General features: G+C 54.3%; 19 protein-coding genes. 6 read left to right on the top strand and 13 right to left on the bottom strand.

Going from position 1 to position 21,245, the window contains the following annotated elements; translation table 11 throughout:
* Positions 1 to 162 precede the first annotated feature (162 nt).
* Complete coding sequence (gorA, locus tag INF73_RS06815) at positions 163 to 1,515, bottom strand: glutathione-disulfide reductase (RefSeq protein WP_193540232.1); 1,353 nt, start codon at positions 1,513 to 1,515, stop codon at positions 163 to 165.
* Positions 1,516 to 1,586: 71 nt separating this feature from the next.
* Complete coding sequence (locus INF73_RS06810) at positions 1,587 to 2,429, bottom strand: 23S rRNA (adenine(2030)-N(6))-methyltransferase RlmJ (protein ID WP_046889498.1); 843 nt, start codon at positions 2,427 to 2,429, stop codon at positions 1,587 to 1,589.
* A 179-nt stretch (positions 2,430 to 2,608) separates the two neighbouring features.
* Here INF73_RS06810 and prlC point away from each other — a divergent pair, with 179 nt between their 5' ends.
* Positions 2,609 to 4,651 (top strand): oligopeptidase A, encoded by a 2,043-nt coding sequence (prlC, locus tag INF73_RS06805; protein ID WP_193540233.1) that lies wholly within the window; start codon positions 2,609 to 2,611, stop codon positions 4,649 to 4,651.
* Between the two features lie 7 nt (positions 4,652 to 4,658).
* Positions 4,659 to 5,411, top strand: coding sequence for a 16S rRNA (guanine(1516)-N(2))-methyltransferase RsmJ (rsmJ, locus tag INF73_RS06800; protein WP_045259400.1), 753 nt, complete (start codon positions 4,659 to 4,661; stop codon positions 5,409 to 5,411).
* Between the two features lie 60 nt (positions 5,412 to 5,471).
* On the opposite strand, the gene uspA is transcribed toward rsmJ, so the two are convergent.
* Positions 5,472 to 5,909: a universal stress protein UspA gene (uspA, locus tag INF73_RS06795; protein ID WP_003861223.1), complete on the bottom strand. Its 438-nt coding sequence runs from the start codon at positions 5,907 to 5,909 to the stop codon at positions 5,472 to 5,474.
* Positions 5,910 to 6,192: 283 nt separating this feature from the next.
* Between uspA and uspB the strand changes: the two genes are divergently transcribed.
* A complete protein-coding gene (gene uspB, locus INF73_RS06790) occupies positions 6,193 to 6,528 on the top strand; it encodes a universal stress protein UspB (protein ID WP_003861224.1) in 336 nt (111 codons plus the stop codon).
* 43 nt (positions 6,529 to 6,571) lie between these two features.
* Here the strand turns inward: uspB and INF73_RS06785 are convergent, their stop codons facing one another.
* From INF73_RS06785 to pitA, 3 genes are all read right to left on the bottom strand, one after another.
* On the bottom strand, positions 6,572 to 6,979 hold the full coding sequence (locus INF73_RS06785; protein ID WP_028014736.1) for a hypothetical protein: 408 nt from the start codon (positions 6,977 to 6,979) through the stop codon (positions 6,572 to 6,574).
* Positions 6,957 to 7,346 carry a polymorphic toxin type 44 domain-containing protein gene (locus INF73_RS06780; RefSeq protein WP_028014735.1) on the bottom strand — a complete coding sequence of 130 codons (390 nt, stop codon included), beginning with the start codon at positions 7,344 to 7,346 and terminating at the stop codon, positions 6,957 to 6,959. Before INF73_RS06780 ends, INF73_RS06785 begins: the two co-directional genes overlap by 23 nt.
* A gap of 172 nt (positions 7,347 to 7,518) precedes the next feature.
* Positions 7,519 to 9,018, bottom strand: coding sequence for an inorganic phosphate transporter PitA (gene pitA / locus INF73_RS06775; RefSeq protein WP_028014734.1), 1,500 nt, complete (start codon positions 9,016 to 9,018; stop codon positions 7,519 to 7,521).
* A gap of 228 nt (positions 9,019 to 9,246) precedes the next feature.
* Between pitA and INF73_RS06770 the strand changes: the two genes are divergently transcribed.
* Positions 9,247 to 10,443: an NAD(P)/FAD-dependent oxidoreductase gene (locus INF73_RS06770; protein ID WP_193540234.1), complete on the top strand. Its 1,197-nt coding sequence runs from the start codon at positions 9,247 to 9,249 to the stop codon at positions 10,441 to 10,443.
* Positions 10,444 to 10,496: 53 nt separating this feature from the next.
* Here the strand turns inward: INF73_RS06770 and INF73_RS06765 are convergent, their stop codons facing one another.
* The 5 genes from INF73_RS06765 to INF73_RS06745 form a co-directional block, all read right to left on the bottom strand.
* Positions 10,497 to 12,320, bottom strand: a complete 1,824-nt coding sequence (locus tag INF73_RS06765; RefSeq protein ID WP_048957398.1) for an integrin alpha — start codon at positions 12,318 to 12,320, stop codon at positions 10,497 to 10,499.
* A gap of 107 nt (positions 12,321 to 12,427) precedes the next feature.
* Positions 12,428 to 13,471, bottom strand: coding sequence for a fimbrial protein (locus tag INF73_RS06760; protein WP_193540235.1), 1,044 nt, complete (start codon positions 13,469 to 13,471; stop codon positions 12,428 to 12,430).
* A gap of 11 nt (positions 13,472 to 13,482) precedes the next feature.
* Positions 13,483 to 15,990, bottom strand: coding sequence for a fimbria/pilus outer membrane usher protein (locus INF73_RS06755; protein WP_193540236.1), 2,508 nt, complete (start codon positions 15,988 to 15,990; stop codon positions 13,483 to 13,485).
* A 37-nt stretch (positions 15,991 to 16,027) separates the two neighbouring features.
* Positions 16,028 to 16,711 carry a molecular chaperone gene (locus INF73_RS06750; RefSeq protein ID WP_041911869.1) on the bottom strand — a complete coding sequence of 228 codons (684 nt, stop codon included), beginning with the start codon at positions 16,709 to 16,711 and terminating at the stop codon, positions 16,028 to 16,030.
* Positions 16,712 to 16,766: 55 nt separating this feature from the next.
* Entirely contained in the window at positions 16,767 to 17,321 is a 555-nt protein-coding gene (locus INF73_RS06745) for a fimbrial protein (protein WP_028014728.1), read from the bottom strand.
* A 576-nt stretch (positions 17,322 to 17,897) separates the two neighbouring features.
* Between INF73_RS06745 and INF73_RS06740 the strand changes: the two genes are divergently transcribed.
* Complete coding sequence (locus tag INF73_RS06740) at positions 17,898 to 18,923, top strand: TerC/Alx family metal homeostasis membrane protein (protein WP_028014727.1); 1,026 nt, start codon at positions 17,898 to 17,900, stop codon at positions 18,921 to 18,923.
* A 60-nt stretch (positions 18,924 to 18,983) separates the two neighbouring features.
* On the opposite strand, the gene INF73_RS06735 is transcribed toward INF73_RS06740, so the two are convergent.
* A complete protein-coding gene (locus INF73_RS06735) occupies positions 18,984 to 19,646 on the bottom strand; it encodes an HAD family hydrolase (RefSeq protein WP_028014726.1) in 663 nt (220 codons plus the stop codon).
* A 239-nt stretch (positions 19,647 to 19,885) separates the two neighbouring features.
* Here INF73_RS06735 and INF73_RS06730 point away from each other — a divergent pair, with 239 nt between their 5' ends.
* Positions 19,886 to 20,413, top strand: a complete 528-nt coding sequence (locus INF73_RS06730; protein ID WP_045259395.1) for an NlpC/P60 family protein — start codon at positions 19,886 to 19,888, stop codon at positions 20,411 to 20,413.
* Between the two features lie 5 nt (positions 20,414 to 20,418).
* Here the strand turns inward: INF73_RS06730 and INF73_RS06725 are convergent, their stop codons facing one another.
* A complete protein-coding gene (locus INF73_RS06725) occupies positions 20,419 to 21,213 on the bottom strand; it encodes an SDR family NAD(P)-dependent oxidoreductase (protein WP_193540293.1) in 795 nt (264 codons plus the stop codon).
* Positions 21,214 to 21,245: the final 32 nt, after the last annotated feature.

Genomic DNA, 21,245 nt, shown 5'->3' with positions numbered 1-21,245 from the left:
TGTGTTCTGAAGACAGGTTTCTCCGGGCGTCCTATAAGCGTAGACATTCGCTTCGGTAGATGTGGAGGGATATGTGCGGTAGATCACTCTTTTCGGAGCATTCGTTTTGCAACGATTTATGTATGTGAATAAAAAAAGCCCCTCCGGAGAGGGGCTTCTGCATTATCGCATGGTGACAAACTCTTCCGCCGCCGTCGGGTGGATCGCCACGGTGTTGTCGAAGTCTTTCTTGGTCGCACCCATCTTCAGCGCCACCGCAAAGCCCTGCAGGATCTCATCCATGCCGAAGCCGATGCCGTGGATACCGACAATCTTCTCTTCCGGGCCCACGCAGACCAGCTTCATGCGGCACGGCTGACGGTGAGAGGTGACGGCGGTATACATCGCGGTGAACGCGGATTTATACACTTTCACCTGGTCGTCGCCGTACTGCTCGCGCGCCTGCGGCTCGGTTAAGCCGACGGTGCCGATTGGCGGGTGGCTAAATACCACGGTCGGGATGTTGCTGTAGTCCAGATGCTCGTCCGGCTTGTTATTGAACAGGCGCTCGGAGAGACGACGGCCCGCCGCAACGGCCACCGGCGTCAGTTCAACCGCACCGGTGTTATCACCGACGGCGTAAATGCCCGGTACGCTGGTGTTCTGGAACTTATCGACGACGATATAGCCTTTTTCGTCGGTTTTCACGCCGGTCACGCCCAGGTTGAAGTTATCGTTCGCCGGTTCACGGCCAATCGCCCAGATCAGGCAGTCGACGGTCTGGCTGCGGCCATCTTCCAGTTCAAGCGTCAGGCTACCGTCCGCATTTTTCACTACCGCTTTTGGCACGGCGTTGGTGTGCAGGGTCGGGCCTTCGGCGTTCATCACTTCAACCAGCGTATCGACGATCAGCGGGTCAAAGCTGCGCAGCGGTGCGTGTTTACGCACGAACAGGTGCGCTTCTGCACCCAGGCCGTTAATCACGCCAGCCAGCTCAACCGCGATGTAACCCGCGCCCACAATGGCAACGCGTTTTGGCAGGGCAGGCAGCTCGAAGAAGCCGTCAGAGTCGATGCCGTATTCCGCGCCCGGAATATTCGGGTGGCTCGGATGGCCGCCGGTGGCGATCAGGATATGATCGGCGGTGATCGTCTCGCCGTTCACTTCGATCGTTTTCGCGTCCACAAAGCGGGCGAAGCCGTGAATCACGTCGACGTTATTTTTGCCCAGCACGTTGTCGTACGAGGTGTGAATGCGGTCGATGTAGGCGGTACGGCTGGCGATCAGCTTGTCCCAGTCGAAATTGTTGATGGTGGTGTCAAAGCCGTAGTCCGGACCGTACATATGGATCGCTTCACGGATTTGCGCCGCGTGCCACATCACCTTTTTCGGTACACAACCCACGTTCACGCAGGTGCCGCCCAGCGCTTTGGCTTCAATCAGCGCACATTTCTGGCCGTACATGGCCGCGCGGTTGATGGAGGCGATGCCGCCGCTGCCGCCGCCGATTGCGATGTAGTCATAATGCTTAGTCATAGCTTTTGTCCTTAATCGTGAATTGCCGCGATTGTATACCTGAAATCAATAGTTTCCACCGATGGCTGCAATTACTCCGGCACGATCCAGCTGACGGTGGCGTGGCCCGTTCCGGCTGGCACCAGCGTTTTGTGCAGCCACGGCAGCACGTTGTTCATCTGCGCTTCGAGCTTCCACGGCGGGTTAATGACGATCATGCCGGAAGCGGTCATGCCGCGCTGGTCGCTGTCCGGGCGTACCGCCAGCTCAATCTGCAGGATTTTACGAATGCCGGTCGCCTCAAGGTCTTTGATCATGCGCTTGATCTGCGCGCGCAGCACCACCGGGTACCATAGGGCATAGGTTCCGGTCGCAAAACGTTTGTAGCCTTCGTTGATGCCGGTCACCACCGCCTGATAGTCGGTTTTGATTTCGTACGGTGGGTCGATCAGCACCAGGCCGCGACGGGAAACCGGCGGCAGCTTGGCTTTCAGCTGCTGGTAGCCGTCGGCTTTGTCGACGCGGGCGCGGCTGTCTTTCTGGAATTCCGAACGCAGCAGCGGGAAGTCGCTCGGGTGCAGTTCGGTCAGCTGGAGGCTGTCCTGCTCGCGCAGCAGCTGGCGGGCAATCAGCGGTGAGCCAGGGTAGTAGCGCAGCTGGCCGTTGCGGTTGAAGTGATTCACCACGCCAATGTAAGGCTCCAGCTCGGCGGGCAGGTCGTCCTGCTGCCAGATGCGGGCGATGCCCTCAAGATATTCGCCGGTACGCTCGGCATGCTCGCCGCTCAGCTGATAACGGCCCGCGCCCGCATGGGTGTCCAGATAGAGAAACGGCTTCTCTTTCTCTTTAAGCGATTCAATGATCAGGCTCTGAACGGTGTGTTTGAGGACGTCGGCATGGTTGCCAGCGTGGAAGCTGTGGCGATAACTGAGCATGGGTAATGGTATTCCGCTGAATTGACGATTTGCCACAGTTTACAGCAGAACGGCACAGATTACCCGCAGGCCCGGTAAGCGCAGCTATTGAAATCCTCTACACTTAACCCCATTACTGAAAACAATATGCACAGCGCCGGATGCGCGCTTCATTCACCTATTTCAACAGGACAGCGTTTATGACCAATCCATTACTGACGCCTTTTTCGTTGCCACCGTTTTCTAAAATCCTCCCTGAGCATGTGGTTCCAGCCGTTACCCAGTCGCTGGACAGCTGCCGCGCGGCGGTAGAAAGCGTGGTTGCGCAGGGCGCGCCGTACACCTGGGAGAATCTGTGTCAGCCGCTGGCCGAAGTGGACGACGTGCTGGGGCGTATCTTCTCCCCGGTGAGCCACCTGAACTCGGTGAAAAACAGCCCGGAACTGCGTGAAGCCTACGAACAAACCCTGCCGCTGCTCTCTGAGTACAGCACCTGGGTCGGCCAGCACGAAGGGCTGTACAAAGCCTACCGCGACCTGCGCGACGGCGACCATTATGCCGCACTGAACACGGCGCAGAAAAAATCGGTTGATAACGCCCTGCGTGATTTCGAACTGTCCGGTATCGGTCTGCCAAAAGAGAAGCAGGTTCGCTACGGTGAAATCGCTGCGCGCCTGTCCGAACTGGGTAACCAGTACAGCAACAACGTCCTTGACGCCACCATGGGCTGGACGAAGCTGATTACCGACGAAGCGGAGCTGGCGGGTATGCCGGAAAGCGCACTGGCGGCGGCGAAAGCCCAGGCCGAAGCGAAAGAGCAGGAAGGCTTCCTGTTAACGCTGGATATCCCGAGCTATCTGCCGGTGATGACCTACTGCGACAACCAGGCGCTTCGCGAAGAGATGTACCGCGCCTACAGCACCCGCGCCTCCGATCAGGGGCCGAATGCCGGTAAGTGGGACAACAGCCCGGTCATGGCGGAAATCCTCGCCCTGCGTCACGAGCTGGCTCAGCTGCTGGGCTTCGACAGCTACGCGGATAAATCCCTCGCCACCAAAATGGCCGAAAACCCGCAGCAGGTGCTCGACTTCCTGACCGATCTGGCCAAACGTGCTCGTCCTCAGGGTGAGAAAGAGCTGGCCCAGCTGCGCGCCTTCGCGAAAGCGGAGTTTGGCGTGGACGAGCTGCAGCCGTGGGATATCGCGTACTACAGCGAAAAACAGAAGCAGCACCTCTACAGCATCAGCGACGAGCAGCTGCGCCCGTACTTCCCGGAAAACAAAGCCGTCAACGGCCTGTTTGAAGTGGTGAAACGCATTTACGGCATTACCGCTAAAGAGCGTACTGATATTGACGTCTGGCATCCGGACGTACGCTTCTTCGAACTGTATGACGAGAAAAACGAACTGCGCGGCAGCTTCTACCTCGATCTCTACGCGCGTGAGAACAAGCGCGGCGGGGCGTGGATGGACGACTGCGTGGGCCAGATGCGTAAAGCAGACGGTTCCCTGCAAAAACCGGTCGCCTATCTGACCTGTAACTTCAACCGTCCGGTGAGCGGCAAGCCTGCTCTGTTCACCCACGACGAAGTGATCACCCTGTTCCACGAGTTCGGTCACGGCCTGCACCACATGCTGACCCGCATCGAAACCGCCGGCGTCGCCGGTATCAGCGGGGTGCCATGGGATGCGGTCGAGCTGCCAAGCCAGTTTATGGAAAACTGGTGCTGGGAGCCGGACGCGCTGGCGTTTATCTCCGGCCACTATGAGACCGGCGAACCGCTGCCCAAAGAGCTGCTGGATAAAATGCTGGCGGCGAAAAACTACCAGGCGGCGATGTTCATTCTGCGTCAGCTGGAGTTCGGCCTGTTCGATTTCCGTCTGCACGCCGAGTTCAGCCCGGAGCAGGGGGCGAAAATCCTCGAAACGCTGGCCGAGATTAAAAAGCAGGTTGCCGTTATTCCAGGGCCAACCTGGGGCCGATTCCCGCACGCGTTCAGCCACATTTTTGCGGGCGGCTACGCGGCGGGCTATTACAGCTACCTGTGGGCCGACGTGCTGGCGGCGGATGCCTTCTCTCGCTTCGAGGAAGAGGGGATCTTCAACCGCGAAACCGGCCAGTCGTTCCTTGACAACATCCTGACCCGCGGCGGTTCTGAAGAGCCAATGGTGCTATTCAAACGCTTCCGTGGCCGCGAGCCGCAGCTGGATGCGATGCTTGAGCATTACGGGATCAAAGGCTGATTGTTACGTGAAGATCTGCTTAGTGGATGAAACGGGCGCCGGAGACGGCGCCTTATCTGTTCTGGCGGCCCGCTGGGGGCTGGAGCACGATGAAGAGAACCTGATGGCGCTGGTAATGACGTCAGCACATCTCGAATTACGCAAGCGCGATGAACCGAAGCTCGGCGGGATTTTTGTCGACTTCGTTGGCGGCGCGATGGCGCACCGGCGTAAGTTCGGCGGCGGTCGCGGCGAAGCGGTGGCCAAAGCGGTCGGCATTAAGGGGAGCTATCTCCCGGACGTGGTGGACGCCACGGCGGGGCTGGGACGCGATGCGTTTGTGCTGGCGTCGGTGGGCTGTCATGTGCGGATGCTGGAGCGTAATCCGGTTGTCGCAGCGCTGCTCGACGACGGGCTGACGCGAGGCTATGCGGACCCGGAAATCGGCCCGTGGCTGCAGGAGCGTTTGCAGCTTATCCACGCGTCAAGCCTGACGGCGCTGACGGACATCACCCCGCGTCCGCAGGTGGTCTACCTCGACCCGATGTTCCCGCATAAGCAGAAAAGCGCGCTGGTGAAGAAAGAGATGCGGGTATTTCAGTCGCTGGTGGGGCCGGATTTAGACGCAGATGGCCTGCTGGAGCCGGCTCGTCAGCTCGCGACGAAGCGGGTGGTGGTGAAGCGTCCGGATTACGCGCCGCCGCTGGCGGACGTTGCTACGACCAACGCGGTGACCACGAAAGGGCATCGGTTTGATATTTATTCGGGTACGCCGGAATAAAAAAAGCCGGGTGGCGGCTTCGCCTTACCCGGCCTACTTTCAGTGCCGCTTTTTTTGCACTTACTCGTCTTCTTCGTCGCGCAGCGGAACAATCAGCATGTCCACGTGAACGGTGTTAATCAGCTGGCGTGCTGAAGACATCAGCTTGCTCCAGAAGTCCTGATGGTGACCGCATACCACCAGATCCATATCGTATTTCTTAATCGCATCAACCAGCACCTGACCCAGGTCGCCGCTGCCGCTCAGGGTTTCGGTGATCGGATAACCCGCGTTGGTGGAGAGCTCGCTCAGCGCGTGATGCGTTTCTTCAGAGATGCGTTTCTGCATATCGCCCAGATTGACGTCGATCAGACCGGTGTAGAGGTCGGAGTAATTCACATCAACGTGAATCAGGGAGACTTTCGCGTTGTAGGGACGTGCCATAGATACCGCTTTATCAACCAGCACTTTGCTCTCCGGGGAGAGATCTACCGCGATAAGAATGTGTTTGTAAGCCATAGTGTTACTCCTTCCTTAAGTTATCGATGACTAAATGGGAAAGCCGTCGTCTGATGCTTTCATTACGGCCCAGTTAAACATATTTTTCAAGCTTTGGTGTTGATAACGATTAACCTTGTGGCAAAAAAATTAACGGATCTCCTACACTATTTAATGAGCCGTTCGGATATTAAAACGCGAACCGGATCGACTTTTAGTCATTCTTTCACTGAACTGTCTGTCAGGGCATTGGGGTGCGGTAGCTCAGGAGCCTTGCTTCGTGGGCGGACGCCGGGGAGGATGTATGATTAGCACCGTCGCATTGTTTTGGGCGTTATGCGTAGTTTGCATAGTGAATATGGCGCGCTACTTCTCATCGTTACGTGCGCTGTTAGTGGTACTTCGTGGTTGCGATCCGTTGCTGTATCAGTATGTGGACGGTGGAGGGTTCTTCACCTCGCATGGACAGCCCAGCAAGCAGATGCGTCTGGTGGGGTATATCTACTACCAGCGCTACCGCGATCATCACGATGAAGAGTTTATCCGTCGCTGCGAGCGTCTGCGTCGTCAGTTCATTTTAACCAGCGCCCTGTGTGGGCTGGTCGTGGTCAGTATGATTGCGTTGATGATTTGGCACTGAGTACCACAGCAGGCGGGGATAACCCCGCCTGCTTTCCTCTGGTTCAGGGCTTCACTGAGAACCGCAGATTGGAGATATTGGTCTCAATCGAAATAACCTTCCCGCTATAGGCGATATTAACGTGTCCGTTTGTATCAATGCTGGCCGCAGTGATTGTACCCGTACCTTCAATGACAGGATGCTTCATTGCCAACTGATGGATAATGTCGGTGTCTTTCCCTGTTATCTTTTCCGAGAGATAGTAACGGTAGATTGTGGGTACGGTGGCGCCACCCTGATTGTTCACGGTCATATAGAGCCAGACGCTGTCAGATAATTTATAAACGCGTTGAAGTTTATCGCCCTCTTGCTGGTTGGGCTGGTGGTTGAGCCACACAAATCCAATGACCAGAGCCAGAAGCGAAACAGTAACAAGGCGATGAATCCATTTAGTAGCCGTTTTGAATGGCATACGCTATTCCTTCTCTGATATTGCGTTGGTCCGTTGGATCGTCCCCGTAAGGCGGCTTTTCGTGCCATTTTCCCCATTCAGGTTTTGACGTGCCAGCACGGCCTTGAGCCCAACCAGCGCCCATAAGAAGGATGTTTGCAGGTATGCCTGCTGCAGTTCCGGCGGCTCCGAAGTTGAAATTACCAAATGCAGCAAAATAAGGGTCGAATTTTTTGTAATCCCAGGGACCACCATTTCGGACTTTTTGGTAGAACCAGTAATACGTTGAGGGAGTGGCCATGTTACGCGACATGCCATGGAGACGTGCTTCACGCATATTATTTGCTATAACTATTGAGCCAGGTCCTGAAATTGGGACAGAAGCCATACATTCTCCTTTGTCTGGTTTTTCTTCTGGCCGTCATCATAGTGTTATTTTCGCAACTCTTTTGAGCAAAAAATGTTCAGAAAATCCTAATGTTATAAACTGTTGGATTGCAAATAACAGCCATAAAAAAGCGGGTCAGTTTCCTGACCCGCTTTTTGTCGCCTTCAGCCAATTAAATCAGCTTCAGCGAAATCCAGTACAACCCGCCTGACAGCAGGATAGAAGCCGGAAGCGTAAACACCCAGGCCATCAGAATGTTGGTCACGGTTTTGCGCTGCAGACCGCCGCCGTCAACAATCATGGTACCTGCCACGGACGAGGAGAGTACGTGGGTGGTGGATACCGGCATACCGGTGTAGCTCGCCAGACCGATAGACACTGCCGCCGTCATCTGCGCGGACATACCCTGCGCATAGGTCATGCCTTTCTTACCGATCTTCTCGCCGATGGTGGTCGCCACACGACGCCAGCCAATCATCGTACCGATACCCAGCGCCAGCGCGACGGCCATGATGATCCAGATTGGCGCGTACTCAATGGTATTGAGCATATCGCTTTTCAGTTTCTTCAGCAGACGCTTGTCGTCACCATTCACCTCTGGCAGCTTCGCGACTTTATCGGTCACGTCGGAGATACAGAGCATGATACGACGCAGCTGACCACGCTGTTCAACGGCCAGTTTATCGTAGCTTTCGATGTTGCCCAGCATACCTTTGGCACGTTCCAGCGCGTTAATCGCGTTAGCCGGATGGCAGTGGAATTCGCCAGGCGCGGTGGTGGCACCGGCTTCCGGAGAAGGGATCAGCTGGTCAACGCCGGTCGCTTTTTTCAGCAGCTCAGGGTGCTGCTGGAAATAGGTTTCAACGTTGTTGACCGCATCACGGGTACGGGTGATTTCGTAACCCGAGGCGTTCATATTCACCACGAAGCCCGCCGGTGCGACACCGATCAGAACCAGCATCACCAGACCAATGCCTTTCTGCCCGTCGTTCGCGCCATGAGAGAAGGCCACGCCGATAGCGGAAATGATCAGGGCGATACGCGTCCAGAATGGCGGCTTTTTCTTGCCGTCTTTCTTCTCACGCTCTGCTGGCGTCAGGTGGATACGCGCACGTTTCTTCGTGTTGCTCCAGTAGCGACGCAGGATGAAAATCAATCCACCCGCAACCACCAGACCCACGATAGGGGAGACGATGAGAGAAGCGAAAATGCCCAGTACTTTAGGCAGATTCAGCGCATCAACAACCGATGTCCCGGTCATCAGGGCGTTGGTTAACCCGATACCGATAATCGCGCCGATGAGGGTGTGAGAGCTGGATGCAGGCAGGCCAAAATACCAGGTACCGAGGTTCCAGATAATGGCAGCAAGCAGCATTGAGAACACCATGGCGAGGCCATGACCGGAACTCACGTTAAGCAGCAGATCCGTTGGCAGCATATGCACGATCGCATACGCAACGCTCAGTCCGCCCAGGAGGACACCAAAAAAGTTAAATACCGCCGCCATAACAACCGCAAGCTGCGATCGCATTGCGCGAGTGTAGATAACCGTTGCTACTGCGTTTGCAGTGTCGTGGAAGCCGTTGATCGCTTCGTAAAACAGTACAAAAACCAGAGCAAGCAATAGTAAAAGCCCGGTATGTAAATCCAGGCCGGCAAACAAATGTAGCATAGGACGTTACGCCATTTTGAGGACATGAACGCGGCGCATTATCCAGGACAAATGCGCAACGGGCAAAGTGAAATATAGACTTTTTTTGACATACCACCTGATTTGGGAAAAGTGCCTGAAAGGATAATCGTTAAATTTCAATGGAATGGCTTTGTAATATCTTTTTAGGCTGGTGTGACCACAGAGGAAACTTTACAATCCGCGGCAGTTAACGAAGAGGGTTTTGACGTGGAAAGGTTTGATGCCGTGGTTATTGGCGCCGGTGCGGCGGGTATGTTTTGTGCGGCGATGGCCGGACAGGCGGGTCGTCGCGTGCTGTTGCTGGACAACGGAAAAAAGCCAGGCCGCAAGATCCTGATGTCGGGCGGCGGGCGCTGCAACTTCACCAATCTTTATGTCGAACCCGCGGCCTATTTGAGCCAGAACCGCCATTTTTGCAAATCAGCGCTGGCGCGTTACACCCAGTGGGACTTTATCGACCTGGTGGGTAAGCATGGCATCGCGTGGCATGAAAAGACGCTCGGGCAACTCTTCTGCGACGACTCCGCGCAGCAAATTGTCGATATGCTGGTGGCCGAGTGCGAGAAGGGCGGCGTGGTCATGCGCCTGCGCACTGAAGTGCTGGAGGTGGGCCGCGACGAGCAGGGGTACACGCTGCAGCTGAACGGTGACACCGTCAGCGCCGATAACCTGGTGATCGCCAGCGGCGGTCTGTCGATGCCGGGGCTGGGCGCGTCACCGTTCGGCTACAAGATTGCCGAGCAGTTTGGCCTGAAGGTGCTGCCAACCCGCGCCGGGCTGGTGCCGTTCACGCTGCATAAGCCGCTGCTGGAGCAGCTACAGACGCTGTCCGGCGTCTCTGTTCCCTCCGTCATTACCGCCGAAGACGGGACGGTGTTCCGCGAAAACCTGCTCTTTACCCACCGTGGTCTCTCCGGCCCGGCGGTCCTGCAAATCTCCAGCTACTGGCAGCCGGGGGAATTTGTCTCGGTGAATCTGGTGCCGGACAGCGATCTGGACGCGTTCCTCAACGAACAGCGCGCCGCGCACCCGAATCAGAGCCTGAAAAATACCCTGGCGATGCAGCTGCCGAAGCGTCTGGTGGAGTGTTTGCAGGGGCTGGGGCAGATCCCCGACGTGTCGCTCAAGCAGCTTAACAGCCGCGAGCAGGATACGCTGGTGGATACGCTGACGAACTGGCGCGTTCAGCCAAACGGTACCGAGGGGTATCGCACGGCGGAAGTGACGCTGGGCGGCGTTGATACGAATGAGCTTTCTTCACGCACGATGGAAGCGCGTAACGTACCGGGGCTCTACTTTATTGGCGAGGTAATGGACGTGACCGGCTGGCTCGGCGGATATAATTTCCAGTGGGCGTGGTCGAGCGCTTGGGCGTGCGCGCAGGCGCTGCAAAATGCGCAATAAATTGCCGGGGAGTCTCCTCCCCGGCGGTGTTGCCCATTCAGATAATGTAAGCATTAATCCGGTATAGCGTAATCCGCAATGCGGAAGGTGACCTTACCTGTCCAGGTGTTATCACGGTAAGAACCAATGGCGAGACTGTCCTGAGTGAAGCCATTGAAGCTCCCGGCCGCAATGGACGCGCCGAATTTTTCATACTGATTTTTACCCCAGTAGACTTTCGCAACGCCTTCTCTCACCAGCGTATTAATATTGATCATGCCTTCTTCATCGTCAGCGTAGTCATCCAGGCTTTTACCGCCGTTGATGACGTACACGGCGCCCACCTGCGTGCCGCTGCCGTTCACCGCATTCGGATCGCCGATCACCAGGTCTTTTTTACCGTCGCCGTTCAAGTCCACATTACCGAGAATGCTGTTCCCGAACCCTGCCAGCTTGCTGCCAGGCCTATCGGCGTAAATAGCATAGCCATCGTGTACGCTAAATGTTTTGTTGTAGTTCAGCCGGGTGTGCGCCGCATCGAGGAACAGAGACGATGGTAGCTTACTGCCGTCGGCCTTACCTTTAATAATCCAGACCAGCCCGGAACGTTTTTTATCAATACCCATGTCGGCAGGGGCGCTAATCGCAAAAGCGTTAGCGTGAGCATTCAGGAAGTTACCTAATGGCGTAATGGTGCCGTTATTGGGCTTATCCTGCGTATACGCGCTATGATCGTTACTTCCTTCACCTCCGCCGGACTGACCACCCAGGAAAGCCGCCCCCATACCGTGAATGCGGGTTGCCTGTGTCGCGTTTAGCGAGGCGATGTCGAGATTCCCCTGATTGAAGCTGCTGCCGTAGACGAGATAGGCCGTGCCGCGTCCATCAGTGCCGCTGTTCTCTGATTTACGGCCTTCATTGACCGATTCCGGGTCGACGATCAGGTAATCACTGAAGCCGTCGCCGTTAATATCCCCGACATCGCTGATCTGCTGCCCAAGGTTGTAGTTAAGGGGTTTATCCGGGCCGTTGGTGGCGGTCATCTGCGGACGAATATAGGCACCGGTCGCGGCAGGGATCTCCCAGTCGCCCAGGTTGTTGCGCTTAATATCAATGTTCTGCCACTGATCGCCTGGCTTTTGAGCGCCGTAGATAATGATGGCGCCGCCGCGTCCGCCCGTGCCTTCGATATCGCCGATAGCAAGATCGACCATCTTGTTAGCCACGGCAGAATTTTTATATTTAATTGGGCCTACCGCGGCGCCAAACCAGCCGCCGGTATTCGCATTGCCTGAAGAATTCACCGTACGGATGCGAATACCCAGGCGAGCGTCGCCGTTGTCGATATCATTGAGGTCAATCTGATTAGAAAGACGCGCGCCGGTACGGTGATGCGGTCCGCCCCAGATAATATAGACCTGATCATGCCAGTGGGAGGCGATGACTAAATCATCATATCCATCGCCGTTAATATCACCTATTTTACGTACCGCGACGCCCATCCATTTTGTCGTCACTGAGCCAGGCTTATTCGCTTTATTGCTGTGGATAATTTTAAGCGCGTTTTGCGGATCGAATTCACCTACGTTATTGACTTGCTGCATGGGTTTCCCACCGGAAGTCCCGAAAATGACGTACGCGATCCCTTTTGCGCCATCCCCCCAGGGGGCAGTAATGACAATATCTTCACCCGCGATATGCGAACCATTGTCCTTATCGGAAAACTTACCGATCGTGGTCATCGTCATACCGAAATAGTCTTTTTGTTTTTCACCCTTAATAGATACAGGGACAGAATAAGGCTCGATATCGCTGGCGATAACCTGTGATGCCGTGATGCCAGTACCTGATAAAGCTGCAACGCAAAGCGCTACACGCGTTTTCGTTTTGAGTTTCATAGTATATATCCTTATACAAATCCATTTTTCATACCCGGCAACTCATTTGTATAGCGCTATGTGTTGCCGGGAAATAAGAGGTTTCTACGCTGTATTAAGTTTTTTCTTTATTTAAACTCGAAATCCAGCGTGGATGTGGCTTCAAATTTTCCCGGTTGTGGAGACTTTTCTCCTTGTTGGACAGGTGTTGCTATAATAGTGACATTCCCCTCCTGCGTTGGTACGGCCGAACTGTTGCCATCAATTTTATTCCCGTTGTGTTCAAGTTTTATCCCTAAATCATTGAGCTCACCTTCATCATTATGGGTCTTGATAAAACCAGAGCCATTAAAATCGGACGCGCGGAACTTAATACTCACCTTGCTTTCATCTTCAGGATTTTTGCAAGTCACACGAATATCCACGCTTTTTTGCTTACCGGTGGCCTCGGGCTTAAATTCATTCGCGGTAATACTGCCAAACGGGACCTTGATGGTTTGCCCGTCATTAATCATGCATTGTGGTGGAATATCAATTGACAGTTGGAAATTAAGTGTGACAAAAGGTCTGGAGGTGTCATAACTCCCCGTCTGTTTTTTGGCAAAAATGGTCACTAATTCCTGCATAGGAATATCAATGCGGCCTGAAGGAAGCGGTTTAGTTAATTCCAGAGAGACAGTCCCGCTGGAGCCGGTTGCGAACAGAGTATGGTCGTTTTTATCATCACAGTTATTTGTCGCAGGACGTCCATTATCAACACCGGCGGTATTACTCAAATCAACCGGGATATACCGCAATTCATCCTCGCCACCAAGAACGACATTTATACCGATATTAATACCCTTTTCCGCATCCAGAGGATAATAGATAAAGTCTGCGTTACGTTTGCCGCCTCCTGTGCCCAGTTTCGTACTGGTAAATCGAAATAAGATACTTTCTGGCACGCTGGAGTCCTGACAGAGGCAGATACCATTAAAATTACCTTTATTATTCCATGTGGATTGGGTTGTGCCGGGTACGTCGTCGGCAGTAAGGTTTTCGATAATATCAAACTTGTGCGCCTGGCCAGATACGGTTGATGTCGGCCAGCAGCTTCCTACAACATCAGCATAAGCTGGCGCGCCCATCAATCCCCCTACTGCCAGGCACGCGAGTAACGTTAATTTTTTCATTTTTTATTCCTTTATTTATTAACGGATGATTTGCAGGTCTGCGTTAACTGCACAATTCCGCTAATCGTGGGTTCCTGGCCAGAAAGCTGATAGTGAACCTGGCAACGCTGATCGGGTTTCTTACCCCAGCTCACGTCTAACGTCCCTTTTTCTGCCATCCCGGTGAGGAATACGCTGCCTTCATCACCCACAATGCTGCTGGTGGTATTCTGAGAAACAATGGCACCGAACGGAACGGGTTTGCCCTGCGCATCTTTCAGCGTCATCATCAGGCGTTTACCCACCGCCGTGGTGAAACGTGCCCGAACGATAGCCCCCCGGGTGGGAACGACTTTATGGCTGTTACTTTCCAGCTCGACATCGTCAGGTAATGTATCGGGACGCAGCTGGATATTGCTCTCCTGATAAGGTGTCAGGTAAGGCACCACCGCATAGCCCCAGGGGTCGGTGCGCACGCCAGTGTGGTTACGGACGCTGACACCTGCGGCATCCGGCGCTTCAACCAGAGCGACCGTTTCACCCAGCGACTGCGCCAGCGTGACGCCATGAGGATGAACCAGCGCGCCCCCGCGCAGGCTGTAATTCAGCCGCTGCGCGTCCCGGCTATAGCCATACCCGGCGCCAACCTGCGCATAGCGTCCGTTATAGCTAAGCGAGGCATCGCTGCTGTTTGCCTGGCTCCCTGGGTTGATATTCTGCTGTACGCTCCAGTTCAGGTTATTGTCCTCAAGGGCGCTGCCGCTCAGGGAAACACTGTGGCCTGGCGAGCGTTTTTCCGCCGCAGAGAAGGTGTAACCGGCACGTGTGGAGCGGAGCCATTTGTCCAGAGGGACGCTCACGCTCAGGCTGAACAGATTGTCCTGGTTATAGAGACGCTGGTTATCCTCTTTTGTCACGTTCAGATAGTGGTTGTAATTCAGGCTATAGCTGATCCCGTTCCAGCTGTTGCCATAGCCCAGCGTGGCGGAGGTCGTGCGTTTTTGGCTCGTGTGGTAGTCCTCGCTGACCAGCATGGCGGAGAGATAGCCGAGGTTTTCTCCCAGGTTTTGGTTTAGCGTCAGTTCTGTACGGCTACGGCGTCGATCCAGGCGCGAGGGTTGCGAGTGATAGCTGCTCAGGGTTTCACCGAGCGTGTAGAAATCGGACGTCGAGTAGCGATAGCCCGCAATCGCAACGTTAGTGCCGGTAGACAGCAAATTTTTGTTATAGCGCAGGCGTAGCGACTGTCCCCGGTTTTTCTCTGCCTGTTTAGTGGTGGCCCAGGCCTGGGTAATATCAAATGACAGTGCGCCAAAATCGCCCATGTTTTTACCCATGCCAAAAAGCAGGGACTGATATTGACTGGCGGCCTGCATGCCTCCGTATATCGAGGTTTCCCACGGCAGACCGTAAATCAGGCTCCCTTGTGAAAACAGGGCATTCTCAGCATCGCTGCTGCTGGAACGATAGCTGCCGCTAATGACTTCATATTTGTATTGCCCTTCCCGCTGCATAACCGCTAACGACGCGTAAGGCACTAAAGAGACTTGTTCGCTGCCATCCGCCTCTTTCACCACAACTTTCAGCTCGCCGCTGCTGCCGAGGTAAAGATCGTTGATGACAAATTCACCGGGCGGGACATAGCTTTGATAAATGCTGTAGCCGTTCTGAAAAATAGTGATCTGGGCATTAGTACGAGCAATACCGCGGATCACCGGCGCATAGCCTCGCAGGCTGCCCGGAAGCATCTGTTCATCCGAGTAAAGCTGAACGCCGCGAAACGGGGTGCTATCAAAGACTTCTGCGGTAGAACTGTTATCCCCGACAATCAGCTGGCTATTCAGGGCGCTGATATCACGCTGCAGATAGGTATAAACCGATTCCCAGCGCCCAGCTTGCCCCTGGCTGTTACTCCAGGTCGAGAAATTGCGTAAACGCCAGGGTCCAACGTTCAGTCCCGGACGCAGGCTGAGGTACTGGCTATCGGTTCCCGTCCCGTTGTGCGAGGTCCACGTGGCGCCGCTGTAGTTGTAGCTGAGCATCAGGCCCGGAATACCCTGTTCCCGACGCGCAGGATCGATGTAGCCGTGAGCGTGGCTGTCCAGGGCCGCCTGGGGAATGCTGAGCCTTAACGCCTGCTCGCTGAAGTCAAATTCGCTGCTTGCGAGAGGGATCGCCGACAGATTCGCGCAGCCCTGGGTATCGTCCCGGAGCAACGGGAATGCCGCCGTTTTAACACCAAACGACTGGAGCGTCTCCTCGCTGAGGCACGGTGCGAGGATATTTTTATGCTGCGCGTTCTCTTCGAGTCGAAACGTGATATCGCGCGTGTCGAACATTTTATTGTTAAGAAACAGGTCAACACGATAAACGCCGGGTGTCTGGCTCTCTTTGTTCTCAAAGAGAGAAAGATCGACGGCGGTACGCGGCGCGCCACCCGTTTCCAGAAAGGCCGGGTCGAAGTAATCACTGGCGTATAATGCGCTGGGTAATATCCAGGCAAAGCAAAGCGCTGGACGAATGCCCCAAAATATAGTCATGAAAAAATACCCCTGTGAGGTTATTGTTTTAAAATCGTTATTCTATTTTTTGTGTGATTAACTGGCTGTTGCCGCCATAATCATTGATATATTTCCATTGCACGGTGGCATTGTTTTTCAAAAGCGTGTTCCTGAGCGTGAATGTTGTGCTGCTTTTAGGCGCGAGCATGTCAATCTCTGACCATGCTTTGTTATTGATCTTCACCTCCGCAAAGGAAATGTAATAAGACGAGTTGTTGCGTACAATGAGTTCGTTATTTTTAACAGACCATTGCACATTCTTACTAATATCCGTGGGTTCATCCATTAAATTTGACGGACGATAAAATAATTTGATCCGGGTATTTACCGCTATCTGCAGTTTATTAATATCCTCTCTGGAAGAGGAGGGGATCGATTTTACGTTGATCCAGAAAAGCGACTCGCGATCCTGCGGTAAAGGCGCGCCGTTATAGATAATACGTAGCGCGTTGGACTTACCTGCATCCATGCGAAAAAGCGGTGGCGTCACAATAAACGGGGCTTTGGTGCCCTGTGAATCTTTGCCCTGTACCCAGCTCTGTACCAGGAACGGGCTGGCAGTATTATTTCTGACTGTAATATTGCTCTCTTTCTTGTCCGCATGATATACCACCCGCGTATTGGATAAGGTCACACTGGCGTGTGACATACAAGAGCCAAAGAGCAGAGCCAGCAGCGTCAGATAGCGTTTCCTTAACATAAAACGTCCTTGCGTTCCGGGCTGTTATTCATTGCCCGGAACTGAGTTGAATGATTTATTTATAGATAATGGTGTAATCCGCAACCGCATCTGCCTTACCGGCGGTCACAGCATCCAGGGATGATTTATAACGGGCTGAATACAGCAGGGTGGCTGCCCCCGTGGTGCCATCACCGGTAATAGGAACAAATTTATTCGGGTTGTCGCCCAGTTTTAACGATGTTCCATCTTCATTCAGGAATTCAATACCCAAACCCGTTGCGGCGTCGCCACCGGTTTTAAGCGCGAGCAGATTATTATCATTAGCATCATAGGCACCGCCAAATCGTGCTCCGGCTGATTTAAGGACGGCGGTATCGCAGTTAGACAGTTCTATCTGGATACGGTGAATACCCGCAACGTCACCTTTTTCTTTAAATGCTGAAGACGAGATGGTACCCATATCGATCGTTGGGTTCCCCCCCTGACCGTTAATATCGACATCACAGGTGCTCGCGGTAATCATACCCGTGAATTCAATGGTCCCTGCGCCTTTACCTGGCGCTGCATGGCTGGAAGGACTGGCAATTGCAGCCAATAAAAATCCCATGGTAATAACGGATTTATTCATTTTTTAAAATATTCCTCAGTGTGTAAAAGGTAGAACAGTATTATTTCGGGTTAGTCACTCGAAAGCGTTGTTGTGGTCACGGGATGTGGATATTCCGCTAATATGAAACATTAAGGTGGATATTCATCATCGCTTACCAGTCCATGTGAAAAACTTCCATCACAAGAAGTCTGAATATTTTTCTGGGTCAGGTTAACAAGCGTTTAAAAAAAATAAAGTGAGAACGTCATGATTTGTCTTTGGTGGCTTTAAAATCAACGAGTTAAGTGGTTTTTATCAGGGTTTTATCAGCAATTCAGTGTGAGGATTTTACGGCTTATTTACTACTTGCCGTATGTCAGGTTCAGCTCAGATAATAAAACTTTCATAATAATGAAAGAATAATCTCCGGAAGAACACGTTGCCTTCCCGGAAGACGTAAGGGGAATCCTGACGCTTTTAACATCACATTTACATTGCCGGGCTGGCGTCAAGAAGTGTTATTATTATTCTCTTGCCCGGTGATACGGGCGTTTTCTTTTTTTTGTTGCAAACGTTGCCTCTGCCAGCGCGCAGATGAAGGTTAAGGATAGATTCATGGCTTCTGCTCATCTCGGTTTCCCGACTGAAACCGTTGTTGTCTTTGTGGTGATGGCCGTTGGGGCGATGTTTATCGACCTCTTCATGCACCGTCACGATAAACCTGTTTCGCTGAAAAGTGCGGCCATGTGGTCCGTTTTCTGGTTCTCGATGGCGATGGCCTTCGCCGGTTTTCTGTACATCCACCACGGCGCCGAGATGGCGAGCCTGTTCCTCACCGGTTACGCGCTGGAAGAGGTACTCTCCATCGATAACCTGTTCGTGATGATGGCGATCTTTGCCTGGTTCGGCGTGCCGGATAAGTACCGTCACCGTGTGCTCTACTGGGGCGTGCTGGGGGCGATTGTCTTCCGCGGTATTTTCGTGGCGATCGGCACCAGCCTGCTGAGCCTGGGGCCGTACGTGGAGGTTATTTTTGCGCTGGTCGTCGGCTGGACGGCGGTGATGATGCTCAAGCGCAATGAAGAGAGTGACGAAGTGGAAGATTACTCGGGTCACCTTGCCTATCGCCTGGTGAAACGCTTCTATCCCGTCTGGCCCAAAATCAGCAGCAACGCGTTTATCCTGACGCAGAAAGAGGTGGATGCGGAGCTTGAAAAGCCGGAAAACCAGGACGTAACGGTTGGCCGCGTGAAGAAGGCGAAGCGCTACGCAACGCCGCTGCTGCTCTGCGTGGCGGTGGTGGAACTCTCTGACGTGATGTTCGCTTTTGACTCCGTACCGGCGATTATTGCGGTAAGCCGCGAGCCGCTGATTATCTACAGCGCCATGATGTTCGCCATTCTCGGCCTGCGTACCCTCTACTTTGTGCTGGAAGCGCTTAAGCAGTATCTGGTGCACCTGGAGAAAGCGGTGGTGCTGCTGCTGTTCTTCGTGGCGTTCAAGCTGGGTCTGAATGCGACCGATCACTTCTGGCACCACGGTTACAGCATTGGCGCGACGGCCAGCCTGTTTGTGGTGTTAGGTGTGCTGGCGCTGGGGATTATTGCGAGCGTGATGTTCCCGGGGAAACGTGAGGCCTGATGCACCGCTTTTCGCCCTCTCCCTGTGGGAGAGGGCTGGGGTGAGGGCAACAGACCGCACCTAACCCTTAATCGGTGAATTCCGGCGCTTGCGTGGGTGATGGAAGTGCCGCCAGTGTGGATCCTGCGCCGCGGCCAGCAGTTCGTGGTCGCCGCGGGTGTCGCCCCAGGCTCGCAGATGATAGTCGTTCAGATCGCCATACACCTTCTCCAGCCTCGCCACTTTCTGGGCGCAGCGGCAGTTATTGCCCGTAATGCGTCCCGTCAGCTTGCCGTCCTTCACTTCCAGCTGCGTGCCAATCAGCTTAATGCCGAGCCTGTCCGCCCACGGCTGGAGCACCAGCGCCGGCGACGCAGAGCAGATCGTCACTTCCGCGCCGGAATTTACCTCAGCCGCCACCGCCAGAACCCCTTCGGGGCGCATCAGCTTGTTCCAGTATTTTTCGCAAAAGGCTTCCGCCTGCTGGCGTAGCCAGTGTTCGTCCACGCCCGTCAGGAACGTTTTAATCAGCACTTCCTTCAGCTCATCACGCGTCAGCTTGCGGCGCACGCAGTGGAGCGTGGGCAGCGCCATGCGCACCAGACGACCCGCAAAGTAGCGTTTCCCAAAGGCAAAACGCAGGAAAGGGATAAAGCTGTCGTGGTGCGTGAGCGTCCCGTCAAAGTCAAAGACAGAGAGCACGCTGGATTTCGCCACCGTCTCGTCGGCAATCATATTGGTCATAAATACGTCTTAGCTGGATTACACATTCTGTCGATCAGTTTACCTGCTTTATCTGAACAGTCCTTACATCACACCCTTTTTTTTCTCAATCTTGCGATCTGAAAGTGAGTCCAATTTTGGCCTCAATAATGATTGGTGAAAAAGTGAGCAGTCTATATTATCGCCACATCGAAAGATATTTCGGGGGAACGTTGGCCCCCACAGGTAAGGATAAATTAACTCTTAGCTCCTGTTTAGATATGACATTCAGATCGCTTATTTCAATCCTCACGTTAAGTTTTGCTTCGTTTTCCGCACTGAGTTTTCAGTTGCCCGCATCGATGATCTCCGCCGATAGCACATTTGCGGAATCGCCGGTAAAGTCGGCCCTGCTTCACCAGGAGACAGGCCCACTCCGCTCCCGGATACTGGATCAATACCAGAAATGGAAAGGGACTCACTATCAGTGGGGCGGCACCACGCACCGCGGAGTGGATTGCTCCGCGCTTATGCAGCATCTGTTCAGCGATGCGGCGCATCTTTATCTGCCGCGCACGACGAGCGAGCAGATCCATCGCGGTGTACAGGTAGCGCAATACCGTCTGAAGGCGGGAGATTTGGTCTTCTTCCAGACGGGCCCGAACCGCAGGCACGTTGGCGTGTATATCGGTAACAGCCAGTTTATTCATGCCTCCGGCAGCCAGGGCGTAACGGTATCAACCCTGACTGATGACTACTGGCAGGATCGTTACATTACCGCCCGTCGTGTCGCGGGCAGCGCTGCCTGACGACATTAAATAATGTCATCCACCACGCCACCATCGACGCGCAATGCCGCGCCCGAGGTGGCGGAGGCCTGCGTCGAACAGACATAAATCACCATATTAGCCACCTCTTCAACGGTGGCGGCGCGCTGGATAACCGAGCTGGGGCGGTTGGTCATGACAAATTCTTTCGCCAGCTGCTCCAGCGATTTACCGGTTTTCTCGATCTGATCTTTCATCATTTCAGCGAAACCGTCCGACATCGTCGGGCCCGGCAGCACGCTGTTCACCGTCACGCCGCTTCCCGCCACGAACTTCGCCAGCCCGCGCGCCAGCGAAAGCTGTGCCGTTTTGGTCACCCCGTAGTGGATCATGTCTGCCGGGATATTGCAGGCTGACTCGGAGGAGATAAACACCACGCGGCCCCAGCCTTTTTTCACCATGCCCGGCAGCAGGGCGCGGGAGAGGCGCACGCCGGACATCACGTTGGTCTGCCAGTAGCGCTCCCAGGTTTCATCGTCGGTGCCATAGAAATCCTGCGGGCCGTAAATCCCGGCGTTGTTCACCAGAATATCGACGTCGCTCGCGACCTTCAGCAGCGATTCAACCCCTTCCGCGGTGCTGAGATCGGCAATGGCTGCACGCACCTGCACGCCAGGCACAACCTGCTGCAGCTGCTGAATACCTTTGTTCACCGAGTCGGTGCTGCGGCCATTAACGATCACTTCCGCGCCGCTTTCTGCCAGGCCTCTGGCAATGGCAAACCCGATCCCGCCGGTTGAGGCGGTGACCAGGGCCACTTTCCCCGCAAAGTCGATTTTCATCATCAGCTCCTTATCGTTTTAACGTTCGGACC

This window comes from Enterobacter cloacae complex sp. P6RS (genome assembly GCF_014982245.1).
Classification (GTDB): domain Bacteria; phylum Pseudomonadota; class Gammaproteobacteria; order Enterobacterales; family Enterobacteriaceae; genus Enterobacter; species Enterobacter bugandensis.
This window is presented reverse-complemented; position numbering and strand designations above follow the sequence as displayed.